Source organism: Serratia rubidaea (assembly GCF_016026735.1).
GTDB lineage: Bacteria > Pseudomonadota > Gammaproteobacteria > Enterobacterales > Enterobacteriaceae > Serratia_B > Serratia_B rubidaea.
The window spans coordinates 2,737,534-2,760,376 of sequence record NZ_CP065640.1 but is presented as its reverse complement, the minus strand read 5'-3'; the positions used below and the strand labels follow the sequence as shown (position 1 = coordinate 2,760,376).

The window sequence follows — 22,843 nt, the reverse complement described above, 5'->3', positions numbered from 1 at the left end:
GGTTCGCCGCGGCGAACCCCTTTTTCGTTGCCAGACAAGGAGTTTCCATGGTTGATGATGAACAGCAGCGCCCCGACCCGGACAGCCTGCTGGCGGTCGCCAACGAAAAACCGCGCGGCCGCCTGAAGGTGTTTTTCGGCGCCTGCGCCGGCGTCGGCAAAACCTACGCCATGCTGCAAGAGGCCCAGAGGCAACGCGCTCTGGGCCTTGACGTTCTGGTCGGGGTGGTGGAAACCCACGGCCGCAATGAAACCGCCGCGCTGCTGGACGGGCTGAGCGTACTGCCGCAAAAACGGATCCAGCACCGCGGCCGCGTGGTGCGCGAATTCGATCTGGACGCCGCGCTGGCGCGTCACCCGGCGCTGATCCTGATGGATGAACTGGCCCACAGCAACGCCCACGGCTCGCGCCACCCCAAGCGCTGGCAGGATGTGGAGGAGCTGCTGGATGCCGGCATCGACGTGCTGACCACCGTCAACGTACAGCACCTGGAGAGCCTGAACGACGTGGTCGGCGGCATTACCGGCATACGCGTGCGCGAAACCGTCCCCGATCACGTCTTCGATCAGGCCACTGAGGTGGTGCTGGTCGACCTGCCGCCGGACGATCTGCAGCGGCGATTGAATGAAGGCAAGGTGTATCTGCCCGGCCACGCCGAACGCGCCATTGAGCACTTCTTCCGTAAGGGCAATCTGATCGCCCTGCGCGAGCTGGCGCTGCGCCGCACCGCCGACCGGGTGGACGACCAGATGCGCGCCTTCCGCGATACCCAGGGGCGGGAGAAAGTCTGGCATACCCGCGACAGCATTTTGCTGTGCGTCGGCCACAACAGCGGCAGCGAAAAGCTGGTGCGGATCGCCGCCCGCCTGGCGGCGCGGCTCGGCTGCCACTGGCACGCGGTCTATGTGGAAACCCCCAAACTGCACCGGCTGCCGGAAACCCGCCGCCGCGCCATTCTGCGCGCGCTGCGTCTGGCGCAGGAGCTGGGCGCAGAAACCGCCACGCTGGCCGCGCCGTCGGAAGAGCGCGCGGTGCTGCGCTACGCCCGCGAACATAACCTGGGCAAAATCATTATCGGCCGGCGCGGCGAGCAACGCTGGAAGTTCCGCAGCAGCTTCGCCGACCGCCTCGGCCAGCTGGGGCCGGATCTCGATCTGGTGATCGTGGCGCTGGAGGATGAACGTCCGCCGAGCGTACTGAAGGACCCCGACAACCGCAGCTTCAGCGAGAAGTGGCGCATGCAGCTGCGCGGCTGCGCGGTGGCGTTCGCGCTGTGCGCGCTGATCACCCTGCTCTCCCAATGGCTGCTGCCGGGGTTCGATCAGGCCAACCTGGTGATGGTGTACCTGCTCGGCGTGGTGATTGTCGCGCTGTTCTTCGGCCGCTGGCCGTCGGTGCTGGCCGCGGTGATCAACGTCGCCAGCTTCGATCTGTTCTTTGTCCAGCCGCACTGGTCATTCGCCGTCAGCGATGTGCAGTATCTGCTGACCTTTGCGGTGATGCTGACCGTCGGCATCACCATCGGTAACCTTACCGCCGGCGTGCGCTATCAGGCGCGGGTGGCGCGCTACCGCGAACAGCGGGCACGTCACCTGTACGAAATGTCGCACGGCCTGAGCCAGGCGCTGACCGCCGAGGACGTCGCCGACACCAGCCGCCATTTCCTCTCCAGCAGTTTCCACGCCAAAACCGTGCTGATGCTGCCGCAGGAAGACGGCCAGCTGCGGCAGATGACCGGTCAGGACGGCGGCATGCTGTCGGTGGATGAGGCCATCGCCCGCTGGAGCTATGACAAGGGGCAGCCTGCCGGCGCGGGCACCGATACGCTGCCCGGCGTGCCTTACCAACTGCTGCCGCTGAAAACCTCGCAGCACACCTTCGGCCTGCTGGCCATCGAACCGACCAACCTGCGCCAGCTGATGGTGCCGGAACAGCAGCGGCTGCTGCAAACCTTCAGCGTGCTGATCGCCAGCGCGCTGGAACGTCAGCAGCTGGCGCGCAGCGCCGCGCAGGCGCGGCTGGATACCGAACGCGAACAGCTGCGCAATTCGCTGCTGGCGGCGCTGTCGCACGATCTGCGCACCCCGCTGACGGTGCTGTTCGGGCAGGCGGAGATTCTGACGCTGGACCTGGCGGCGGAAGGCTCCAAGCACGCCCCGCAGGCCAGCCAGATCCGTCAGCAGGTGCTGAGCACCACCCGGCTGGTGAATAATCTGCTGGATATGGCGCGCATTCAGTCCGGCGGGTTTATCCTGCGTAAAGAGTGGCAGTCGCTGGAGGAGATCGTCGGCGCATCGCTGCATATGTTGGAGCCGATCTTTAACCAGCATGAGATCAAGGTGGAACTGCCCGACGAAATGGTGCTGATCAACTGCGACGGCAGTTTATTGGAGCGTGTCTTCACCAACCTGTTGGAAAATGCCGATAAATATGCCGGGCAGGATGCTATTATCGGTATTCGCGCCCGCACGTTGCCGGAGTGGCTGGAGGTGGAAATCTGGGATAACGGCCCCGGCATTGCCGCCGAGCAAAGGCTGCATATCTTCGACAAATTCTCCCGCGGCGATAAAGAATCCGCCATTCCCGGCGTCGGTCTGGGGCTGGCGATCTGCCGCGCGATTATCGAGCTGCACGGCGGGCGGATCTGGGCGGATAGCAGCAGCCACGGCGGCGCCAGCTTTAAGTTTCTGCTGCCGCTGGAAAGCATGCCGGAAATGGACGGCGCAGACTTCGATTTATAAGCGAGGACAAGGTTGAGCATGACCCCGATTAACGTTCTGATCGTGGAAGATGAGAAAGAGATCCGGCGCTTTGTCCGCAGCGCGCTGGAAACGGAAGGACTGCGGGTGTTTGAAAGCGATACGCTGCAGCGGGGTCTGATTGAAGCCGGTACGCGCAAGCCGGATCTGATTATTCTCGATCTGGGGCTGCCCGACGGCGACGGGCTGAGTTTTATCCGCGATCTGCGCCAGTGGAGCAGCATCCCGATCATCGTGCTGTCCGCCCGCCTGGCGGAAGAGGACAAGATCGCCGCGCTGGACGCCGGCGCCGACGACTACCTCAGCAAGCCCTTCGGCATCGGCGAACTGCTGGCGCGGGTGCGCGTGGCGCTGCGCCGCCATGCCGCCAGTCAGCAGGAGAGCCCGCAGGTCAGCTTTGCCGACGTCAGCGTCGATCTGCTTAACCGCCAGGTCACGCGCGGCGGCGAAGAGCTGCACCTGACGCCGATTGAGTTCCGCCTGCTGGCGGAACTGCTGGCCAACGCCGGCAAGGTGCTGACCCAGCGCCAGCTGCTCAGCCACGTCTGGGGGCCGAACTACGTCGAACACAGCCATTACTTGCGTATTTATATGGGGCATCTGCGGCAGAAGCTGGAAGCCGATCCGGCACGGCCTAAACATCTGCTGACCGAAACCGGCGTCGGCTACCGCTTTATGCCCTGAAGCGGCGCAGGCTACTCGCCGGCCTGCGGCCCCTTCTTCAGGCCGACCATAAACGCTTTGAACGCGTCGCGCAGCGGCGCAAACACCGGATGTTTGCGGTTTTCGATCATCACTTCGGAAAACAGCTTTAGCCCGACGGCAAACGCGGCGCTTTTTTCCTGACCAAAGGCCAAATCTTCCCGCCCCTGAATGCGTTCGACAATATCCAGAATGTCGTCATGATTTTCTACTTCAAACACCAGCGGCGTCTTTTCTACCGGCGCGCCTTTGCGGTCGCTCAGCGCCTCGACGGTAATACGAAAACGGTGTCCCGGCATCAGGCCTTCTCCTCTGCGTTGTCATCTGCGGCCACTTCGGCCTCGATACGGCCGACTGCGTCCAGCAGCGCCTGGTTAATACGTTCAACCTGCTGCTGAGTCAGATCGGCGCGCATCATATTGCCGCGCAGTACGCGTTTCAGCCGCTGCATGGTATCGGCAATGCCTTCGGCCAGGTTGCCCTCGCGGCGGCGGCCGGCATCGGCCAGGCGGGCGAAGATCACGTCCACCGCGGTCTGATGCTGCGCCAGCTCCGCTTTACCGGCCTCGGTAATCTGGTAGCTCTTGCGCCCCTTGCCCGAGGTTTCCGCCTCCAGAAAATCCTGCTCTTCCAGCAGCGTCAGCGTCGGATAGATCACGCCGGGGCTGGGCACGTACAGGCCGGAGGAGGCCTCTTCAATCGCCTTGATTAACTCATAGCCGTGGCTCGGTTTGCGCTCTACCAGCGCCAGCAGCACCATACGCAGATCGCCGTGTTCAAACAGGCGGTGCAGTTTACTGCCGCGCCCGCGGCCGTGCCCTTCGCCGTGACCTTCGCCGTGACCGTGGCCGCCCATCGCGTGGCGCCCGGCGCGGTGGTGATGGCAGCGGCGTTCGCGCGCTTCGCCGTGACGATCGCCGAAGCGATCTGAACGAAATCGATGGAACATCATACTTACCTCTCAGGTGGTTTTAGATATATCGAATCAGATTCGATATATCTAATCTAGATCGATATATCTAAATCAGCAAGCGAAATATTGATATTAGATATATCTAAATGACAGGCATAAAAAAAGCGCTGTAAAAACAGCGCTCTTTACGATTATTGAGGAGAGATTATTTTGCGGAGGCCAGCACTTCGCTGACGATTTCCACCGCTTCCTGCTCGATTTTCTGGCGGTGTTCCGCGCCGAGGAAGCTCTCGCAGTAGATTTTGTAAGCCTCTTCCGTACCGGACGGACGCGCGGCAAACCAGCCGTTGTCAGTCATTACCTTCAGGCCGCCGATCGATGCGCCGTTGCCCGGCGCCGCCGTCAGGCGGGCGGTGATGGCATCGCCGCCCAGCGTGTCGGCCTGCACCATTTCCGGCGACAGCTTGGACAGCGCCGCTTTCTGCGCGTGGCTGGCCGGCGCCTGCAGACGGTTGTAGCTTGGCGCGCCGAAACGAGCCGCCAGCAGATCGTAGTGACGCTGCGGGTTCTCGCCGCTCACCGCGGTGATCTCCGCCGCCAGCAGGCACATGATGATGCCGTCTTTGTCGGTGGACCACGGCTTGCCGTCGAAGCGCAGGAAGGAGGCGCCGGCGCTCTCTTCACCGCCGAAGCCGAAGCTGCCGTCGTACAGGCCGTCAACGAACCATTTGAAACCGACCGGCACTTCCACCAGTTTGCGGCCCAGATCGGCCACCACGCGGTCAATCATCGCGCTGGATACCAGCGTTTTACCGACGGCGACGTCAGCGCCCCACTGCGGGCGATGCTGGAACAGGTAGTTGATCGCCACCGCCAGATAATGGTTCGGGTTCATCAGGCCGGCCGGCGTCACGATGCCGTGACGGTCGTAGTCCGGATCGTTGGCGAACGCCAGGTCGAACTTGTCGCGCAGCGCCAGCAGACCCGCCATCGCCGATTCGGAGGAGCAGTCCATACGAATCACGCCGTCGTGGTCCAGACGCATAAAGCGGAAGGTCTGATCGACGGCGTCGTTCACCAGCGTCAGATCCAGTTTGTAATGTTCGGCAATACGCTGCCAGTAGGCGATGCCGGAGCCGCCGAGCGGATCGACGCCCAGCTTCAGGCCGGCATTCTGAATAGCCGGCATATCCACCACGTCCACCAGCCCTTCAACATACGGCTGCACCAGATCCTGCGCATGCAAATGGCCGCTGTTCCAGGCCTTGTCCAGCGACTGACGCTGCACGCCCTGCAGCTTGGCGCTCAGCAGTTCGTTGGCGCGTTTTTCAATCACCGAGGTTAGGTTGGTGTCGGCCGGGCCGCCGTTAGGCGGGTTGTATTTGATGCCGCCATCTTCCGGCGGGTTGTGGGAAGGCGTGATGACGATGCCGTCCGCCTGTGCGCCGCCTTTGCTGTTGTAGCTCAGGATGGCGTTGGAAATCGCCGGCGTTGGCGTATAGCCGTTGTTTTCCTGCACGATCACATCCACGCCGTTGGCGGTCAGAACTTCCAGCACCGAGATAAATGCCGGTTCAGACAGCGCGTGCGTATCCTTACCCACGTAGCACGGGCCGGTCACGCCCTGCTGGCGACGCACTTCGGCAATCGCCTGGGCAATGGCCAGAATGTGCGCTTCATTAAAACTGTGACGCTCGGCGCTGCCGCGGTGGCCGGACGTGCCGAATTTCACCGCATGGGCGGCATTGCCGGCTTCCGGCTGCAGCACATAGTACTGCGACGTCAGCTGCGCCACGTTGATCAGATCGCTTTGCTGAGCCGGTTGCCCGGCACGTGGATGGTTCGCCATCAACATCTCTCCCTTTCCCTTCTCAAACGGCCGGACGCAATGCGGCAACGGCCGACGAGACGAGCAGTTCGCTAAATCAAATAGTCCCGCAAACCTTTTCAGTCAGCTCCGTCGGGAACTGCATGCCCAGCATAATGTGTTCCACCATGCTGCGTTTACGGCCGGTATTGGTATTGGTGATCACCCAGTAAGGCGTGCCCGGAACGTGTTTCGGTTTGGTGTGCGTTCCATTTGCCAGCAGCGTTTGCTGATCGCCGGCAAAATAGGTGCGGGTACGGCCATGCAATGCCTCGGTCGCCATGGCGAAGCCGGCAGCATCCAGGGTATACAGCGTAGAAAGTACCAGCATAAAGCGATTTACGGCTTTGTTCTGCTCGGCGTATTCATCCGACAGCAGCAGTTCGCGCATGGCGCGGACGCGATCGCGCGGGCGTGACGGCGCCGCTTTTTCCGGCTCCTGATTCTGGGCCACAACGCTTGCGCTACGCACAGGTTGCCCTGCGGAAAACTTCAACATACGCCGTAAAATATCGGACGCACTTTCCCCGATATGTTGCGTGTGGCTGGCAATATAACGGTAAAGTTCTTCGTCGACTTCAATAGTTTTCATCTTTATCCAGTACTGTGTTTTCTACTTAAAGCCCGAAGCCAGGTTCTGGTTTCAGGCCGAGGGATTATAAAGTTAAAAGCGCGGGGGCAGACACAACAAAGTGCCGTTCGCGGGCAAAAGCAGACTATTACCTATATCCCCGTCATTTTTTATCCTGCCGGCACGGGCGGGCGGGAACGACGGTGGATCACGGGGTGCGTCAGCACTGCCAATCCATCACCTTTGCAGATAATGAGTATGATACCCTATCAGAACCTCTCAAGATCATGAACTTCGCGATGAAATTACATTATCAATTGCTGGCCGCACAGGCGGAGAACACCGATACCCTGCCTATCCTGCTGATCCACGGCCTGTTCGGCAATCTCGACAACCTCGGGGTGCTGGCGCGCGATCTGAATCAGCAGCACAGCGTGATTAAAGTCGATCTGCGTAACCACGGCCTGTCGCCGCGTTCCGATGAGATGAGCTATGCCGCGATGGCGCAAGACCTGCTGACGCTGCTGGACGACCTCCAGATCGCCCGCGCCATCGTGATCGGCCATTCGATGGGCGGCAAGGCCGCCATGGCGCTGACCGCGCTGGCGCCCGACCGCATTGCACGGCTGGTGGTGATCGATATCGCCCCGGTGGCCTACCCGAGCCGCCACCATGACGACATCTTCGCCGCCCTGACGGCGGTCAGCGACGCCGGCCTTACCCAGCGCCAGCAGGCGGCGCAGCTGATGCGCGACTATCTGGATGAAGAAGGGGTCATTCAGTTCCTGCTGAAATCCTTTCACCAGGGAGAGTGGCGCTTCAACCTGCCGGTGCTGATCGCCAACTACGCGGCGATTATCGGCTGGCGCGAAGTGCCCGCCTGGCCCCACCCAACGCTGTTTATCCGCGGCGGGCTGTCAGAGTACGTGCAAAACAGCTATCGCGACGCCATCGCGCGCCAGTTTCCGCAGGCGCGCGCCTACGAGGTGGCCGGCACCGGACACTGGGTGCATGCGGAAAAACCGCAGGCGGTGCTGCGCGCCATTCACCGCTTTTTGGGCCAGCCCTGAACGCAGGTGGCGAAAAAACGCGCTAAAGATAACGGCTTAGCGCGTTTGCGCCTCAGTTAGGCATTGTCGTTGCGACGCCTGCTGGGGTAAGATGGCGCGCTATAATTTTTGCCGCCATCCCCAGCGTGCTGTCCGGCGCCAGATTGGGGGCAAAGTTGGCTTAGGTTGTAACGACCTGAACGGTATTAACCACAGCGTCCGGAAAGCAGACCATCGCTTTTTGATGCTAATTCCCTTGCAGTACCGCTACCTATGGCAAAAGAACAAACGGATCGCACGACGCTGGATCTGTTCGCAGATGAACGCCGTCCGGGGCGCCCGAAAACCAACCCGTTATCCCGTGATGAACAGCTTAGAATCAATAAGCGTAATCAGTTACGGCGCGATAAAGTCCGCGGGTTACGGCGTGTGGAACTGAAAATCAACGCGGAAGCGGTGGAAGCGCTGAACAGGCTGGCCGAACAGCGCAACATCAGCCGCAGCGAACTGATCGAGCAAATGCTGCTGGCGCAGCTGGCGGACGAACAGCCGTCGCAATAATAACGTGCGGCAGCCGCACACGGCGTAAGGCGATGCCCGCTTAACGCCGCCTTACTTTCCGGCATCGCATGAACGCGATAAAACCCCGGAGCAAATTTCTGGCATGATAGGCGTTTACCGGTGGGACCCAGGTCTTTACCAAGACGCTACTTTACAACGATACCGATGCGATCAGCAGGCGAAACGTATTGTAATTTATTGAATTAAAAGGTTATACGCAATATGGCTAACGTAGGCATTTTCTTTGGCAGCGACACGGGCAATACCGAAAACATTGCCAAGATGATTCAAAAGCTCCTTCGCAAAGACTTCGGCGATGATGTTGCTGAGATTCACGACATCGCCAAAAGCAGCAAAGAAGATCTGGACGCATTCGACATTTTGCTGCTGGGCATCCCGACCTGGTACTACGGTGAAGCACAATGTGACTGGGACGACTTTTTCCCGACGCTGGAAGAAATAGACTTCAACGGTAAGCTGGTTGCGCTGTTCGGCTGCGGCGATCAGGAAGACTATGCCGAGTACTTCTGCGACGCGATGGGCACCATCCGCGATATTATCGAACCGCGCGGCGCCGCTATCGTCGGCCACTGGCCAACCAAAGGCTACCATTTCGAAGCCTCCAAGGGTCTGGCGGACGACGACAACTTTATCGGTTTGGCCATTGATGAAGACCGCCAGCCGGAACTGACCAACGAACGCGTAGAAGCCTGGGTCAAACAGATCGTCGCAGAGCTGAGCCTGGCCGATATCATCGGCTGATATTATGCTCCGCAATGCTGCGAGACGGCTCCCGCTGACCGGCGGGGCCGTTATCGGCATCACGGATTGAAGCAATAGAAGCTACATATTAGTAACTTCCCTCCCCGTCACGGTAGACTCTGGCCCCGGTTTATCCCATTCATCAAGATGTTGCACGCGCAACATGTAACGGCGCAATAGACTTTTGTTAACAACCGGCGGTTTCCATTTAGGTCAACCGGTTCTATAATGAGTCGCTATTAACGCTTTGTGCCGACCGATGCCACAGGCAACAATGCCTCAACTGATTAGCATAGTAACAGGACTGAATCCGCATGACTGACAACAACACCGCATTGAAGAAGGCCGGCTTAAAAGTCACGCTTCCGCGACTCAAAATCCTGGAAGTGCTGCAAGATCCGGCTTGCCATCATGTCAGTGCGGAAGATTTGTATAAGAAACTGATCGACATGGGCGAAGAGATTGGTCTGGCGACGGTTTACCGCGTACTGAACCAGTTTGACGACGCCGGTATCGTTACCCGTCACAACTTCGAAGGCGGCAAGTCCGTATTTGAGCTGACCCAACAGCATCACCACGATCACCTGATCTGCCTGGACTGCGGCAAAGTGATCGAGTTCAGCGATGAGTCCATCGAAGCGCGTCAGCGTGATATCGCCAAACAGCACGGCATCAAGCTCACCAACCACAGCCTGTACCTGTATGGCCACTGCACCAGCGGTGACTGCCGTGAAAACGATACGCTGCATAACAAGAAATAAAGCTGGCCTGCCAGCGTAAATCAGGAACCGCCGCACGGCGGTTTTTTTATGCCTGTCGATCGAGGAGCCGCTGCGGCGCCCGCCGTTATAGCGATGGGCGCCGCAGACGTTTGGCTTAGGCCGTTACCGGCTCCGCGCGGCTGAAGCGCTTGCCGTCCGGGCTTGCCGAACGCACCTGCACCTCGCCCTGCACCGCCGGTCTGGCGGCGTCATCATAGCGCTGCCAGCTCTGACCGCCGTCGGTCGAATACTCGATGGTCAGGCCCGGCAGTGCAATATTGGCCTCCAGCCTGCCGCCGTCAATGCGTGCGCCCGGCACCGGCAGGCGATAGCGGATACCGCCCGCATCCAGCTTGGCCAGTTCACGCTGCCCCAGGATATTGGCAAAAACCTGCCACTCCTGCGCCAGCTTTTTGCCGTCGACAAAGCGGGTTTCCCCACCCTTGTACTCGCGGCCCGCCTGATAGTCCAGCTCCCAGTCGGCGCGGTGCCAGGCGCGCTCGGCCACCGACAGCGCACGTGGGAAGATCATATACTCCATCTGCGGATCGGTTCGCACCACCTCGCTCCACAGCTGGGCGGACAGACCGTGCGCCCCCGGCCACGGCTTGTCGCTCTTGGCGCTGAACGCGTTGCCGTCACGGTCGACCGAGGTTTCGGCATTCTGCGGCATATTGTCCGGAGCAAAGCTGAAAATCTTGCGCTCGTCGCTGAAGCGGGTGCCCCAGTAATAGCCGCTGTCGTTCGGGTTCACTTCATACGGGAAGTCCAGATAGACATAGTCCGGGTTGGAGACCACCACTTCATAACCCTTGTTGGCCCAGTCGTTCACCGAGTCAAAACCGCCCCAGTACAGGGTATCCCAGAAGTTGACGCCCACACGCGAAGTGGCGAACGCTTTGGCGTCCTTGGCGTCTTTCAGGCCATCCTGCCAGGCCTGCATCCGATCGATACCGTGCGCCTTCACCAGCTTGCTGACCTCCTGGCCGAAGTAGCTCGGCAGATGTTCCATATCCGCCACTTTACCGCTGTCGATCAGCCGCTGGCAGGCCTGCGACTTCGCCCATGGCTTATCTTCCTTGCTCAGATCGAGCATCCCCTTGCCCGCCTCCGGTTTCTTCACGTCGGTGTAGCCGGCCCCCAGACGGATGTTTTTCGCCTCATCGCCACCAAAGTGCCAGGTGCCGATCGGCTGCCCCGCCTCCTGATGCATTTTGACCAGTTCCCCCATCACTTTGTCGACAAAGCGGGTGGAGGAGTCCAGGCACGGGTTCAGGTAGCTCTGACGGTTAAAGAACTGTACCGAGGTGGTGTTCGAGGTATCGGTCGGGTCGACCAGCCGGTACGCCTCCGCCTCCTGCTGCTTGCCCTGCGCCATCAGTTTCTGGTAGCGCGCCTCCATGGAAACCACCGCCGCGCGGGCGTGCGCCGGCATGTCGATTTCCGGGATCACCTCAATATGTCGCGCCTGCGCATACTTGAGAATGTCGATGTAATCCTGACGCGAGAAGAAACCGCCGTAGACATCCGGCCCCTGACCGTACTGCGGCAGCAGACAGGTGGTTTCGCTCAGGTCATGGCAGCGCTGCGCACCGACGTCCGTCAACTCCGGCAGGCCGGGGATTTCAATACGCCAGCCCTCATCATCGGTCAGGTGGAAATGGAATTTATTCAGCTTATAGGCCGCCATCTGATCCAGCAGGCGCAGCACGGCGTCCTTATGGTGGAAATTGCGCGCCACGTCGAGGAACAGCCCGCGGTAGGCAAAGCGCGGCGCGTCGCTCGCCTCCAGCGCGGCAATCTTCTTCTCGCCATTCAGCGGAATCAGCGACAAAATGGACTGCAGACCGTAGAACACCCCGCTCTGGTCAAAGCCGGTAATCCGCGCTTCCTTCTCGCCCAGCGTCAATTTATAGGCGCCGGATTGCGCCATCTCGCCGCTAAACGATGCCGGTCTGATCTCGGTGACGATCGGGTAGCCCGTCGCCGCACTCGCGACGCCAAGCTGCTTAAAGCGCTCGCGCACCACCTCCGCTGACGCCTGATCCAGCGCGTCGAGGTTCAGCGCCACGCCGTTGCCAAGATCGATATCCTGCGCATGGATCTGTACCGACATCGGCGTCGGGATAATCTGGCCGCGCAGTGAAGCGGCCGGCAACGTCTGCACATCCGCGTTGCGCGTAAAGCGCGAGGCCGGCGTCATCAGCACGTTGTTATCGTCTTTGGTGCGCTTCCACTGGTCGTCGCCAAACGGCGCCACAAACCGATCCAGATCTTCGCTATCGGTATTGACCAGCACCTGCGGTTTGGCATCACCGGCGGTGGCATACCAGCGCGGCAGGAAATCGGTCTTAAACAGCTGCCAGTACTCCGCCACAATGGGAATTTCCACCGCCTGGTTGGCCGGGAAGCCCCGGAACGCTGCGGTCGGCTCCAGCTTATACAGATCGCCGGTCAGGTGAGTGATGCGGAACTGCTTATTGCCCACTTCCAGCGTCTGACGCGGGCTGTGGAAATAGATGGCCCAGTCTTTGGCGGTAATCGCCTGGCCGTCGTTGGCCAGCGTGATCAGCACCTTGTTGCAGGCCGCCCAGTCGGCGCCCAGTCTGGCGCAGTCCACGCCGCTGTCGGCGGCGCGGTTATCCAACATTTTGATATTCAGCTTCAGCTGGCTGAGGCGCTCCACCAGCGGCTGATCCGCCATGGCGCTGCCGGCCGCGCCGAACATGCCGGCGGTCGCCGCCAGTACGGCCAGGGCACTCAGTTTAAATTTGTTCATCTTCAGCCTCCTTGGTAATCGTGGTTATTCGCCCGAATTTCTTGCCACAGCCGGCCGCAGCGCGCCTGATACGCCTGGCCGTCGCCGCTGTGCAGCGCCTGAATACATTTTTGATAATCCATCACGCGCACCGTTTCCTGTGCGGCAAACGTCTGGTGCCGCCGCTCTTGCCGCAAGACCTCCAGCACCGCCTGACAGGACTGCAATTTTTCCGGCGATCCTTCCGCGGTATTGATGCAGGCGGCGTAAGCCTGCCGTAACCGGCCATCCTCCGGCGCCGCCTGCGGCTGTACGCAGCCGGTCAGCCCCGCCGCGATCGCGGCCGCCAACAACATTGTTCTCATCATGCAACTGCCCCCTGTCACCCTGCCCCGACGCCGGGGCAGCGATTAAAAGATGGTGAACGGTGCGATAACCATAAATTTGACGTCGCGCTCATCCTGGAAGATGTTGCCGTAGCCGCCGCCCCAGCTCGGAATATCGGAGTGGTTGTCATACTGCGTGAAGTGCAGCTTGAACAGCGTGCCCTTGGCGCGCCCTTCCTGCACGGTGTACATGGCGTCCAGGCTGTAGGCGCTCTCTTTCAGGCGCTGGCTCTGGTCATAGATCGGGTTGGTGCTCGGTTTGGCGTCCCAGGCGTAGACGTAAGAGCCGCCGACCGCCCAGCCCGGCAGGTTCCACTTGCTCAGGTCGTACATCACCCCGGCGTAGAGCGCTTTCTCGCCGTTGGCGTTAAAGTCGGAGCGGTTGTCCCACCACACATCCAGGCGGCCGTTTGAAGAGGCATAGGTCGGCGTCATGCGCTGCAGGAAGTAACCCTGATTGCCCTCGGCCTTGACCATGGTGCCCTCCAGACGCCAGGTAAACTGACCGGTGGTGTAGCCGAAGGTCAGCGCCTGCAGCCAGGCCAGACCGTCATAGATGCTGTTGGGATCGTGCCGGTCGCTGATGCGGTCTTCAGCGCCGTAGAATTGATAGCTGGTGGTGAGCGGATTGCCGAACAGCTCAAACTGATAGGCGGCTTTGGCGAAATACTGGTTCACGTAGCCCTGCGCCTGCCCAAACGCCGCTTCCAGCACCAGATCGTTTTTGAAATCATATTTGGCGCCGACGGAGTGCAGATAGGATACCGAGGTTTTCCGGTCATTCTGGCGGAAGTCGTCCATCACGGTATGCCATGGCGCTTTATATTTATCGGCCCACATATAAGAGAAACTCAGCGCGCCGGCATCGCCGTAGTCAAAGTTGGCGCCGCCCTCCGCGCCGCGATAGGTGCCCGGTAAAAAGCTCCAGTGCGGCGCCAGCAGCGTTTGCCCGCTGGGCTGAATATAGCCGGCGCGCGCCCAGACCGGGCCATATTTGAATTTGGCGGCGGCCTTGTACAGGCTGACCCCGCCCTTATCGCCCTGATAGGTTTCATCATAGGTGCGGTTGCTGCTGGAAAAAGCGATTTCGTTCGGGTGGCCGCTGTCTTTGCTTTCCGCAATTTCAATTGCGCTGAAGGCGGCAACGTCCAGGCCCAGCATGTCCCAGGCGTAGCCGGAGCTGAAATCCAGGCTCAGGTTGGCGGTCGCATGGGACAAATTGGTGGTGTAGCTGTTGTAGTCGGGATTATTTACCGTGACGCTGCTGCCGTCCGGCCTGGTCATCTCTTTGGTTTTATTTAAATCTTTACGATCGCGTTCGCGCTGCCAGTAATACAGGCCGCCGCTGAGCGTGGAATCCTCGATAAACCCTGCTGCCTGCGCCGCCGGGGGCATCGCCAGCCCCGTCCCCAACAGCGCGCCCGCGACAGCAAGCGTCAGCGTATTACGCCGAACACCGTGCGTAGCCATAATAAAATTCCTCTTTGACATAAAAGTACGGCCGCCGCTGCCCATCACCGCCTCGAACGGCCGCTAATAAAAAACCCTGAAACGGGTAAAAAGTGTTGCCGTCGGAAAAACCCCACAGCATTTATTGCTAATTACAGACTATTTTTCGCGATGCGAATTATCAAATGAAAAATGCAATAAGTTTGTCAAAGTATGACAAGGAGCACATATTGATGAGGATTTGTTACGCGTCAAAAAAATAGCGAGGGTTAATATAAAAGTTAAGTTAAATCAAAAAGAAATATACTAACAATATCGATTTAGCCTGAGTTGAATGGTTTCAGCTCAACGTTCGGGGAAAAATAGCAAGAAACAGAGAGCGCTCTCTTATCTCCATTATTTTCCGTCACGAATATATAAGTTTATATTAATAAATGGCGACATGCTGATGGCGTCCAGCGCGCGATGTAATAAAAACCGCCTGATTATCCCGGTAATATCGGATAATGAGGTTTAATCGTGCGGCAACCGCCCGGGGATTAACTGTAAAAATATTGAAGTATCGGACAGAGAGATAAAAAAAAGCGCAACCTTGGTTGCGCTCAGACTGCTGATAAAGCCTGTTATTAGGGAGAGCGTGGCGATGGGGTCGTAGCGGCGTAAGCCGCCGGAGTGCCCCTCGTTACGCTAGGCCCGAGTATCTCGGACTCTCAGGCCACTTTGTCATCAACCTCAGCGCAACCTTGGTTGCGCTTTGATCGGCGGAATGGCCGTAAGCCGGGCTTATGCGCCCACTTTCGCCCAGGTGTCGCGCAGGCCCACGGTGCGGTTAAACACCAGATGCTCGGCCGAAGAGTCGCGGCTGTCGGCACAGAAATAGCCTTCACGCTCAAACTGGTAGGCGTGCTCAGGCTGCGCCTGCGCCAGGCTTGGCTCAACAAAGCCCTGCTTGACCACCAGCGATTCCGGGTTAATGGTGGCGAGGAAGTCCTCTGCCGCGCCCGGGTTCGCCACGCTGAACAGACGATCGTACAGGCGGATTTCCGCCGGCACCGCATGCGCTGCCGACACCCAGTGAATCACGCCCTTCACCTTGCGGCCGTCGGCCGGATCTTTGCTCAACGTCTCAGCATCATAGCTGCAGAAGATAGTGGTGATTTCACCGGCGTCGTCTTTCTCAACGCGCTCCGCCTTGATCACGTAGGCATTACGCAGACGCACTTCCTTGCCCAGCACCAGACGCTTGTACTGCTTGTTGGCTTCTTCACGGAAGTCAGCGCGGTCGATATACACTTCGCGGCTGAACGGCACTTCGCGGCTGCCCATTTCCGGCTTGTTCGGATGGTTAGGCATGGTCACCGTTTCCACCCGATCTGCCGGCAGGTTCTCGATCACCACTTTGACCGGATCCAGCACCGCCATGGCGCGCGGCGCGTTCTCGTTCAGATCGTCGCGGATGCATGACTCCAGCGCCATCATTTCGACGTTGTTGTCCTGCTTGGTGACGCCGATACGCTGACAGAATTCGCGGATCGAGGCGGCGGTATAGCCGCGACGACGCAGACCGGACACGGTCGGCATACGCGGATCGTCCCAGCCTTCCACGATCTTCTCGGTCACCAGCTGGTTCAGCTTGCGCTTCGACATGATGGCGTACTCAAGGTTGAGACGCGAGAATTCGTACTGACGCGGGTGGCAAGGAATGGTGATGTTATCCAGCACCCAGTCATACAGACGGCGGTTGTCCTGGAACTCCAGCGTACACAACGAATGGGTAATGCCTTCCAGCGCATCGGAAATGCAGTGGGTGAAGTCGTACATCGGGTAGATGCACCACTTGTTGCCCGTCTGGTGGTGTTCGGCAAATTTGATCCGATACAGCACCGGGTCGCGCATTACGATAAACGGCGACGCCATATCGATTTTGGCGCGCAGGCAGGCGGTGCCTTCGGCAAACTCGCCGTTACGCATTTTTTCGAACAGCGCCAGGTTCTCTTCCACCGTGCGATCGCGGTACGGGCTGTTTTTGCCCGGCGCGGTCAGGGTGCCGCGGTATTCGCGGATTTGCTCCGGCGTCAGTTCATCAACATAGGCCAGGCCTTTGCCGATCAGCTCAACGGCATAGTGGTGCAGCTGGTCGAAATAGTCAGAGGAGTAACGAACGTTGCCGCTCCATTGGAAACCCAGCCACTCAACGTCATGCTTGATGGAATCAACGAACTCGATATCTTCTTTCACCGGGTTGGTATCATCAAAACGCAGGTTGCACTGCCCCTGGTAATCCTTGGCAATGCCAAAGTTCAGGCAGATGGATTTCGCATGGCCGATGTGCAGATAGCCATTAGGTTCAGGCGGGAAGCGGGTATGAACCGTCGTATGCTTCCCTGACGCCAGATCTTCATCGATGATCTGACGGATAAAATTGGTTGGGCGGGCTTCTGCCTCACTCATTTCACTATTCCTCAAATGCAAAGTGCTTCACATAACCGCCTATGATCCAACAAGCCACGTTTGGAAACAACCGTTAGTTTCAGCAAAAAAATATTATCTCCGCCCCATCATGCGCCATTGCACCGGAAAAGTGCAACCTGTCCCCGAGCGCCCAATAAAAAAGCGGGAAGAGATTGCTCTCTTCCCGCCAAACGTCGGGTGCGTCCCGTCATGACTCGTTGGCACCCAATATGGTACTACTCAGGTAAAAATCGTTATTTCTTGATCACGTACAGTCGGGTCTGGCCGGCAACCACGTTGCCGCTCGCCAGTTCGCCCAGGCCGGCGTAATCATCCACGTTGCTGACCACCACCGGGCTGATCATCGAACGTGCGTTAGCGTTCAGGTAGGCCAGATCCATCTCCAGCACCGGTTCACCGGCTTTCACCTCGGCGCCCTCTTCCACCAGGCGCTTGAAGCCCTGGCCGTTGAGCGCCACGGTATCGATGCCCATATGCACCACCAGCTCAACGCCCTTGTCGGTTTCCAGGCAGAAGGCATGGTTGGTGTTGAAGATTTTCACTACCGTGCCGTCGGCCGGCGCAACCACGATGCTGTCGGTCGGGCGGATCGCCACGCCGTCGCCCACCGCTTTGCTGGCAAAGGCCTCGTCCGGCACCTGATCCAGCGCCACGACTTCGCCGCTGACCGGCGCGACCAACGCTTCCAGCTCCACGGCCTGCGGCGCGTTAGGCACCGCCTGCGGCTTCGCTTCGGCCTGCGGCGTCGTCGGCACGCTGGCGGCGGCGACCGGACCGGCGGCCACTACGCCGCGCATCGCGCTGGCGATCAGCTCGGCCTGCGTGCCGACAATCACCTGCACGCTCTGCTTGTTCAGACGGATCACGCCGGAGGCGCCCAGACGTTTCGCCAGCGCATCGTTCACCAGCGCGGAATCTTTCACATTCAGACGCAGGCGGGTGATGCAGGCGTCAATCCCGGTCAGGTTATCGGAACCGCCAATCGCGCTCACATAGCGGCGAGCCAGCGTGGTGGTGGCGTTTTCATCTTTGCCGGCGGCGGCGTCGACATCGTAACCGTCGGTTTCATCACCGGCGACCGCCAGTTCACGACCCGGGGTCATCAGGTTGAATTTGGTGATGGTGAAACGGAACACCAGATAGTAGATGACGAAGAACACCAGCCCCTGCGGGATCAGCATGTACCAGTGGGTCGCCAGCGGGTTGCGGGAGGCCAGCGCCATATCCACCAGGCCGGCGCTGAAGCCGAAGCCGGCAATCCAGTGCATGCTGGCGGCGATAAAGACGGAGATACCGGTCAGGACCGCGTGGATCACGTACAGCACCGGCGCCACGAACATAAAGGAGAACTCCAGCGGCTCGGTGATGCCGGTGAAGAAGGCGGCAAACGCCGCGGCCATCATGATGCCCGCCACTTTAGCCTTGTTCTCCGGACGCGCGCAGTGGTAAATCGCCAGCGCCGCACCCGGCAGGCCGAACATCATGATAGGGAAGAAGCCCGCCTGATAACGACCGGTGATGCCCACCACCGCCTTGCCGGCTTCAATAGACTGCTGGCCGCCGAGGAAGTTAGGGATATCGTTAATGCCGGCCACGTCGAACCAGAACACCGAGTTCAGCGCGTGGTGCAGGCCGACCGGGATCAGCAGGCGGTTGAAGAAGGCGTACAGACCGGCGCCGACCGAGCCCATTTTCTGGATATATTCACCGAAGTTCACCAGACCGTTAAAGATCAGCGGCCAGACGTACATCAGGATAAAGGCGACCAGAATCATCAGGAAGGAGATCAGGATCGGCACCAGGCGGCGGCCGCTGAAGAACGACAGCGCCTTCGGCAGCTCGACGCTGCTGAAGCGGTTGTAGATTTCGGCGGAGATAATCCCCACCAGGATCCCCACGAACTGGTTTTCAATTTTACCAAACGCGGCGGGCACCTGATCCAGCGGGATTTTCTGAATCATCGACACCGCGGCCGGCGAACAGAGGGTGGTCAACACCAGGAAGCCGACGAAGCCGGTCAGCGCCGCTGCGCCGTCCTTGTCCTTCGACATGCCGTAGGCGACGCCAATGGCGAACAGCACCGACATATTGTCGATAATGGCCGAGCCGGACTTAATAAAGAACGCGGCAACCGCGTTGTCGCCGCCCCAACCTACCGGGTCAATCCAGTAGCCGACGCCCATTAATATCGCGGCGGCCGGCAGCGTGGCGACCGGCACCATCAAGGCACGCCCCACTTTTTGTAAGTAACTAAGAATGTTCACCTTTTCCCCCTATTCATCCGCGGACGGATCCTATTGGTAGTTTATTGAGAAATCTCACTACCTTTTTAAAAATAACGCATGGCACACATTACTCATGCGGAGTGTAAAAAAATTAATTCGTATCGCAAATTAAAACCTCCCTTTTTGTGATTTGAATCACCAAAAAGGTCAGTTTAACGGTGACATTGCTAGCCATCGCACAAAACTTATTTTATCATTAAAAAAATCGATACTGAGGCACCCCAACGCAGAAACGATAAAGCTGGATTAGGCTTAAGCCTTCTGTCAGGGCTCGATCAGTATAGCCATAGTTTACTTACCCAAGAGGTGTATGATGAGACTTATCCCACTGAAAGATACCGCACAAGTAGGCAAATGGGCCGCCCGCCATATCGTACAACGCATCAATGCCTTCAACCCGACGGCGGAACGTCCGTTCGTGCTGGGCCTGCCGACCGGCGGCACGCCGCTGGAAGCCTACAAACATCTGATTGCGATGCACAAAGCAGGTGAAGTAAGCTTTAAGCACGTTGTGACGTTCAATATGGATGAATATGTTGGCCTGCCGCAGGAGCACCCGGAAAGCTATCATACCTTCATGTACCGTAATTTCTTTGATCACGTTGATATCCCGCGTGAAAATATCAATCTGTTGAACGGTAACGCACCAGACGTCGACGCCGAATGCCGCCGCTATGAAGAGAAAATCAAAGCCTACGGCAAAATTAACCTGTTTATGGGCGGCGTGGGAATTGACGGCCATATCGCCTTTAATGAGCCGGCCTCTTCGCTGGCGTCCCGCACCCGTATCAAAACGCTGACCGAAGATACCCGCATCGCCAACTCGCGCTTCTTCGGCGGCGACGTCAGCCAGGTGCCGAAATACGCCCTGACCGTCGGCGTCGGTACGCTGCTGGATGCGGAAGAAGTGATGATTCTGGTGACCGGCCACGCCAAGGCGCAGGCGCTGGAGGCGGCGGTAGAAGGCAACGTCAACCATATGTGGACCATCAGCTGTCTGCAGCTGCACGCCAAAGCCATCGTGGTATGCGACGAGCCGTCCACCATGGAGCTGAAGGTTAAAACCGTTAAGTACTTCCGTGAACTGGAAGCGGAAAGCGTGAAGAATCTTTAATTTTTTGTTTGTAGGGGGCTACATGTTCGCTTTAATCCACGGCCGTATTTACACCGGCCACGACGTGCTTGATGACCATGCGGTAGTGATCGCCGACGGCCTGATTGAACGCGTTTGCCCGCTGGCCGAACTGCCGGCCGGCATCGAAACGCGCGACCTGGGCGGCGCCCTGTTGGCCCCCGGTTTTATTGATGTTCAGCTGAACGGCTGCGGCGGCGTCCAGTTTAACGACGCGCTGGAGGCCATCTCCGAGGAGACGCTGGAGATCATGCAGCACGCCAATGAAAAATCGGGCTGCACCAGCTACCTGCCGACGCTGATCACCAGCAGCGACGAATTTATGAAGCACAGCGTCGAGGTGATGCGCGCTTATCTGAAAAAACGGCGCAATCAGGCGCTTGGCCTGCACCTGGAAGGGCCTTACCTCAGCCCGCAGAAAAAAGGCACCCATAACCCGGCCTTTATCCGCCGCGCGGACAAAGAGATGGTGGACTATATGTGCGCCAACGCCGATGTCATCACCAAGGTGACGCTGGCGCCGGAAATGGTGGAGCCGCACTTTATCACCCAGCTGCGCGACGCCGGCATCATCGTTTCCGCCGGCCACTCCAACGCCACCTATGAGCAGGCGCGCACCGGCTTTGCCGCCGGCATCAGCTTCGCCACCCACCTGTACAACGCCATGCCGTACATCACCGGCCGCGAGCCGGGGCTGATGGGCGCGATCTTCGATACGCCGGAAGTGTATACCGGGATTATCGCCGACGGTCATCACGTCGCCTGGGCGAGTATCCGTAACGCTAAACGCCTGAAAGGTGATAAGTTGGTGCTGGTCACCGACGCCACCGCACCGGCGGGCGCCGATATTGATCAATTTATTTTCGCCGGTAAAACCATATACTATCGGGACGGGCTGTGTGTCGATGAGAACGGCACGCTGAGCGGTTCTGCGCTGACCATGATCGAAGCGGTGCGGAACAGCGTGGAACATGTCGGCATCGCCCTGGATGAAGCCCTGCGTATGGCCACGCTCTATCCGGCGCGCGCCATCGGCGTAGACCAGCGTCTGGGCAGTATCGAAGCCGGTAAAGTGGCGAACCTGACCGCCTTTACCCGCGACTTCACCATTACCAAAACGCTCGTTAACGGTAACGAGGTTTAATCAGACAGCGAGTAACTTTATTGATGAGCACTGGCGGACAGGCACAGATCGGCAACGTAGATTTAGTCAAACAACTTAACGGCGCGGCGGTATACCGCCTGATTGACCAGCAAGGGCCAATCTCGCGCATCCAAATCGCCGAACTTAGCCAACTAGCCCCCGCCAGCGTGACTAAAATTACCCGCCAGCTGCTGGAGCGCGGGCTGATCAAAGAGGTCGATCAGCAAGCCTCCACCGGCGGCCGCCGCGCTATCTCCATCGTCAGCGAAACCCGTCAGTTTCACACCGTCGCCGTGCGCCTTGGCCGTCACGACGCCACCATCACCCTGTATGACATGAGCGGTAAATCGCTCGGCGAAGAGCACTACCCGCTGCCGGAACGCACGCAGGAAACGCTGGAAAACGCCCTGTTCAACGCTATCGAACAGTTTATCGCCAGCTACCAGCGCAAGCTGCGCGAGCTGATCGCCATCTCGGTGATCTTGCCCGGGCTGGTCGATCCTTCCCACGGCATCGTGCGCTATATGCCGCATATCGGCGTCGATAACTGGCCGCTGGTCGAGCACCTGCAGCAGCGCTTCAACGTCACCAGCTTCGTCGGCCATGATATCCGCAGCCTGGCGCTGGCGGAGCACTACTTCGGCGCCACGCGCGACTGCGAAGACTCCATTCTGGTGCGGCTGCACCGCGGCACCGGCGCCGGCATTATCGTTAACGGCCAGATCTTCCTCGGCAATAACGGCAACGTCGGCGAAATCGGCCATATTCAAATCGACCCGCTCGGCGAACGCTGCCACTGCGGCAATTTCGGCTGTCTGGAAACCGTTGCCGCCAACGCCGCCATCGAACAGCGGGTGCGCCAGCTGCTGGCGCAGGGCTACCCCAGCAAGCTGCTGTCGCCGGACGACTGCGGCATCAACGCCATTTGCAAGGCCGCCAACCGCGGCGACCTGCTGGCCGGCGAAGTGATCGACCACGTCGGCCGCTACCTGGGCAAAGCGGTGGCGATCGCCATCAACCTGTTTAACCCGCAAAAAGTGGTGATCGCCGGCGAGATCACCGAAGCGCATAAAGTCCTGTTGCCGGCGATACAAAGCTGCATCAATAATCAGGTACTGAAAGATTTCCGTAAAAACCTGCCGGTCGTCACGTCGGAACTTGACCATCGTTCGGCGATCGGCGCGTTTGCCCTGGCCAAGCGCGCCATGCTCAACGGCGTGCTGCTGCAGCGCCTGCTGGAAAACTGACCCTATTTTCAGGCGGAGGGCAGCA

General features: G+C 59.2%; 18 protein-coding genes. 9 read left to right on the top strand and 9 right to left on the bottom strand.

Translation table 11 applies throughout. From position 1 onward, the window contains the following. The first annotated feature begins 47 nt into the window (after nucleotides 1-47). Both kdpD and kdpE read left to right on the top strand, forming a co-directional pair. Entirely contained in the window at nucleotides 48-2,741 is a 2,694-nt protein-coding gene (gene kdpD, locus I6G83_RS12875) for a two-component system sensor histidine kinase KdpD (RefSeq protein ID WP_054305331.1), read from the top strand. 12 nt (nucleotides 2,742-2,753) lie between these two features. After that, nucleotides 2,754-3,443, top strand: a complete 690-nt coding sequence (gene kdpE / locus I6G83_RS12870) for a two-component system response regulator KdpE (RefSeq protein WP_041411733.1) — start codon at nucleotides 2,754-2,756, stop codon at nucleotides 3,441-3,443. An 11-nt stretch (nucleotides 3,444-3,454) separates the two neighbouring features. On the opposite strand, the gene I6G83_RS12865 is transcribed toward kdpE, so the two are convergent. The 4 genes from I6G83_RS12865 to seqA form a co-directional block, all read right to left on the bottom strand. Continuing rightward, nucleotides 3,455-3,760, bottom strand: coding sequence for a DUF3861 domain-containing protein (locus I6G83_RS12865; protein WP_015671333.1), 306 nt, complete (start codon nucleotides 3,758-3,760; stop codon nucleotides 3,455-3,457). Continuing rightward, a complete protein-coding gene (locus I6G83_RS12860; protein ID WP_054305334.1) occupies nucleotides 3,760-4,410 on the bottom strand; it encodes a PadR family transcriptional regulator in 651 nt (216 codons plus the stop codon). Before I6G83_RS12860 ends, I6G83_RS12865 begins: the two co-directional genes overlap by 1 nt. 169 nt (nucleotides 4,411-4,579) lie before the next feature. Next, nucleotides 4,580-6,223, bottom strand: a complete 1,644-nt coding sequence (pgm, locus tag I6G83_RS12855) for a phosphoglucomutase (alpha-D-glucose-1,6-bisphosphate-dependent) (protein WP_015671331.1) — start codon at nucleotides 6,221-6,223, stop codon at nucleotides 4,580-4,582. A gap of 76 nt (nucleotides 6,224-6,299) precedes the next feature. Next, nucleotides 6,300-6,833, bottom strand: coding sequence for a replication initiation negative regulator SeqA (gene seqA, locus I6G83_RS12850; protein WP_054305332.1), 534 nt, complete (start codon nucleotides 6,831-6,833; stop codon nucleotides 6,300-6,302). A 266-nt stretch (nucleotides 6,834-7,099) separates the two neighbouring features. On the opposite strand from seqA, the gene ybfF reads away from it, so the two are divergent. The 4 genes from ybfF to fur all read left to right on the top strand — a co-directional run bounded on the left by ybfF (nucleotide 7,100) and on the right by fur (nucleotide 9,945). Continuing rightward, nucleotides 7,100-7,882 (top strand): esterase, encoded by a 783-nt coding sequence (gene ybfF, locus I6G83_RS12845; RefSeq protein ID WP_171020785.1) that lies wholly within the window; start codon nucleotides 7,100-7,102, stop codon nucleotides 7,880-7,882. Nucleotides 7,883-8,134: 252 nt separating this feature from the next. Further along, complete coding sequence (gene ybfE, locus I6G83_RS12840; protein ID WP_015671328.1) at nucleotides 8,135-8,422, top strand: LexA regulated protein; 288 nt, start codon at nucleotides 8,135-8,137, stop codon at nucleotides 8,420-8,422. A 222-nt stretch (nucleotides 8,423-8,644) separates the two neighbouring features. Further along, on the top strand, nucleotides 8,645-9,184 hold the full coding sequence (fldA, locus tag I6G83_RS12835) for a flavodoxin FldA (protein WP_015671327.1): 540 nt from the start codon (nucleotides 8,645-8,647) through the stop codon (nucleotides 9,182-9,184). A gap of 314 nt (nucleotides 9,185-9,498) precedes the next feature. Beyond that, nucleotides 9,499-9,945 (top strand): ferric iron uptake transcriptional regulator, encoded by a 447-nt coding sequence (fur, locus tag I6G83_RS12830; RefSeq protein WP_015671326.1) that lies wholly within the window; start codon nucleotides 9,499-9,501, stop codon nucleotides 9,943-9,945. Between the two features lie 115 nt (nucleotides 9,946-10,060). Here the strand turns inward: fur and I6G83_RS12825 are convergent, their stop codons facing one another. From I6G83_RS12825 to nagE, 5 genes are all read right to left on the bottom strand, one after another. Next, on the bottom strand, nucleotides 10,061-12,724 hold the full coding sequence (locus tag I6G83_RS12825; RefSeq protein WP_054305333.1) for a beta-N-acetylhexosaminidase: 2,664 nt from the start codon (nucleotides 12,722-12,724) through the stop codon (nucleotides 10,061-10,063). Nucleotides 12,725-12,726: 2 nt separating this feature from the next. Beyond that, on the bottom strand, nucleotides 12,727-13,068 hold the full coding sequence (gene chiQ, locus I6G83_RS12820) for a ChiQ/YbfN family lipoprotein (protein ID WP_407816042.1): 342 nt from the start codon (nucleotides 13,066-13,068) through the stop codon (nucleotides 12,727-12,729). 45 nt (nucleotides 13,069-13,113) lie between these two features. Then, nucleotides 13,114-14,559 (bottom strand): chitoporin ChiP, encoded by a 1,446-nt coding sequence (gene chiP, locus I6G83_RS12815; RefSeq protein WP_054307828.1) that lies wholly within the window; start codon nucleotides 14,557-14,559, stop codon nucleotides 13,114-13,116. Nucleotides 14,560-15,321: 762 nt separating this feature from the next. Further along, nucleotides 15,322-16,989: a glutamine--tRNA ligase gene (gene glnS / locus I6G83_RS12810; RefSeq protein ID WP_015671322.1), complete on the bottom strand. Its 1,668-nt coding sequence runs from the start codon at nucleotides 16,987-16,989 to the stop codon at nucleotides 15,322-15,324. A 254-nt stretch (nucleotides 16,990-17,243) separates the two neighbouring features. Continuing rightward, a complete protein-coding gene (nagE, locus tag I6G83_RS12805) occupies nucleotides 17,244-19,274 on the bottom strand; it encodes an N-acetylglucosamine-specific PTS transporter subunit IIBC (RefSeq protein WP_054307330.1) in 2,031 nt (676 codons plus the stop codon). 334 nt (nucleotides 19,275-19,608) lie between these two features. Here nagE and nagB point away from each other — a divergent pair, with 334 nt between their 5' ends. From nagB to nagC, 3 genes are read left to right on the top strand one after another with little or no spacing between them, the layout of a single operon-like run. Next, nucleotides 19,609-20,409, top strand: coding sequence for a glucosamine-6-phosphate deaminase (nagB, locus tag I6G83_RS12800; protein ID WP_015671320.1), 801 nt, complete (start codon nucleotides 19,609-19,611; stop codon nucleotides 20,407-20,409). 22 nt (nucleotides 20,410-20,431) lie between these two features. Continuing rightward, on the top strand, nucleotides 20,432-21,571 hold the full coding sequence (nagA, locus tag I6G83_RS12795) for an N-acetylglucosamine-6-phosphate deacetylase (protein ID WP_015671319.1): 1,140 nt from the start codon (nucleotides 20,432-20,434) through the stop codon (nucleotides 21,569-21,571). A gap of 23 nt (nucleotides 21,572-21,594) precedes the next feature. After that, nucleotides 21,595-22,818: a DNA-binding transcriptional regulator NagC gene (gene nagC, locus I6G83_RS12790; protein WP_015671318.1), complete on the top strand. Its 1,224-nt coding sequence runs from the start codon at nucleotides 21,595-21,597 to the stop codon at nucleotides 22,816-22,818. Nucleotides 22,819-22,843 lie beyond the last annotated feature (25 nt).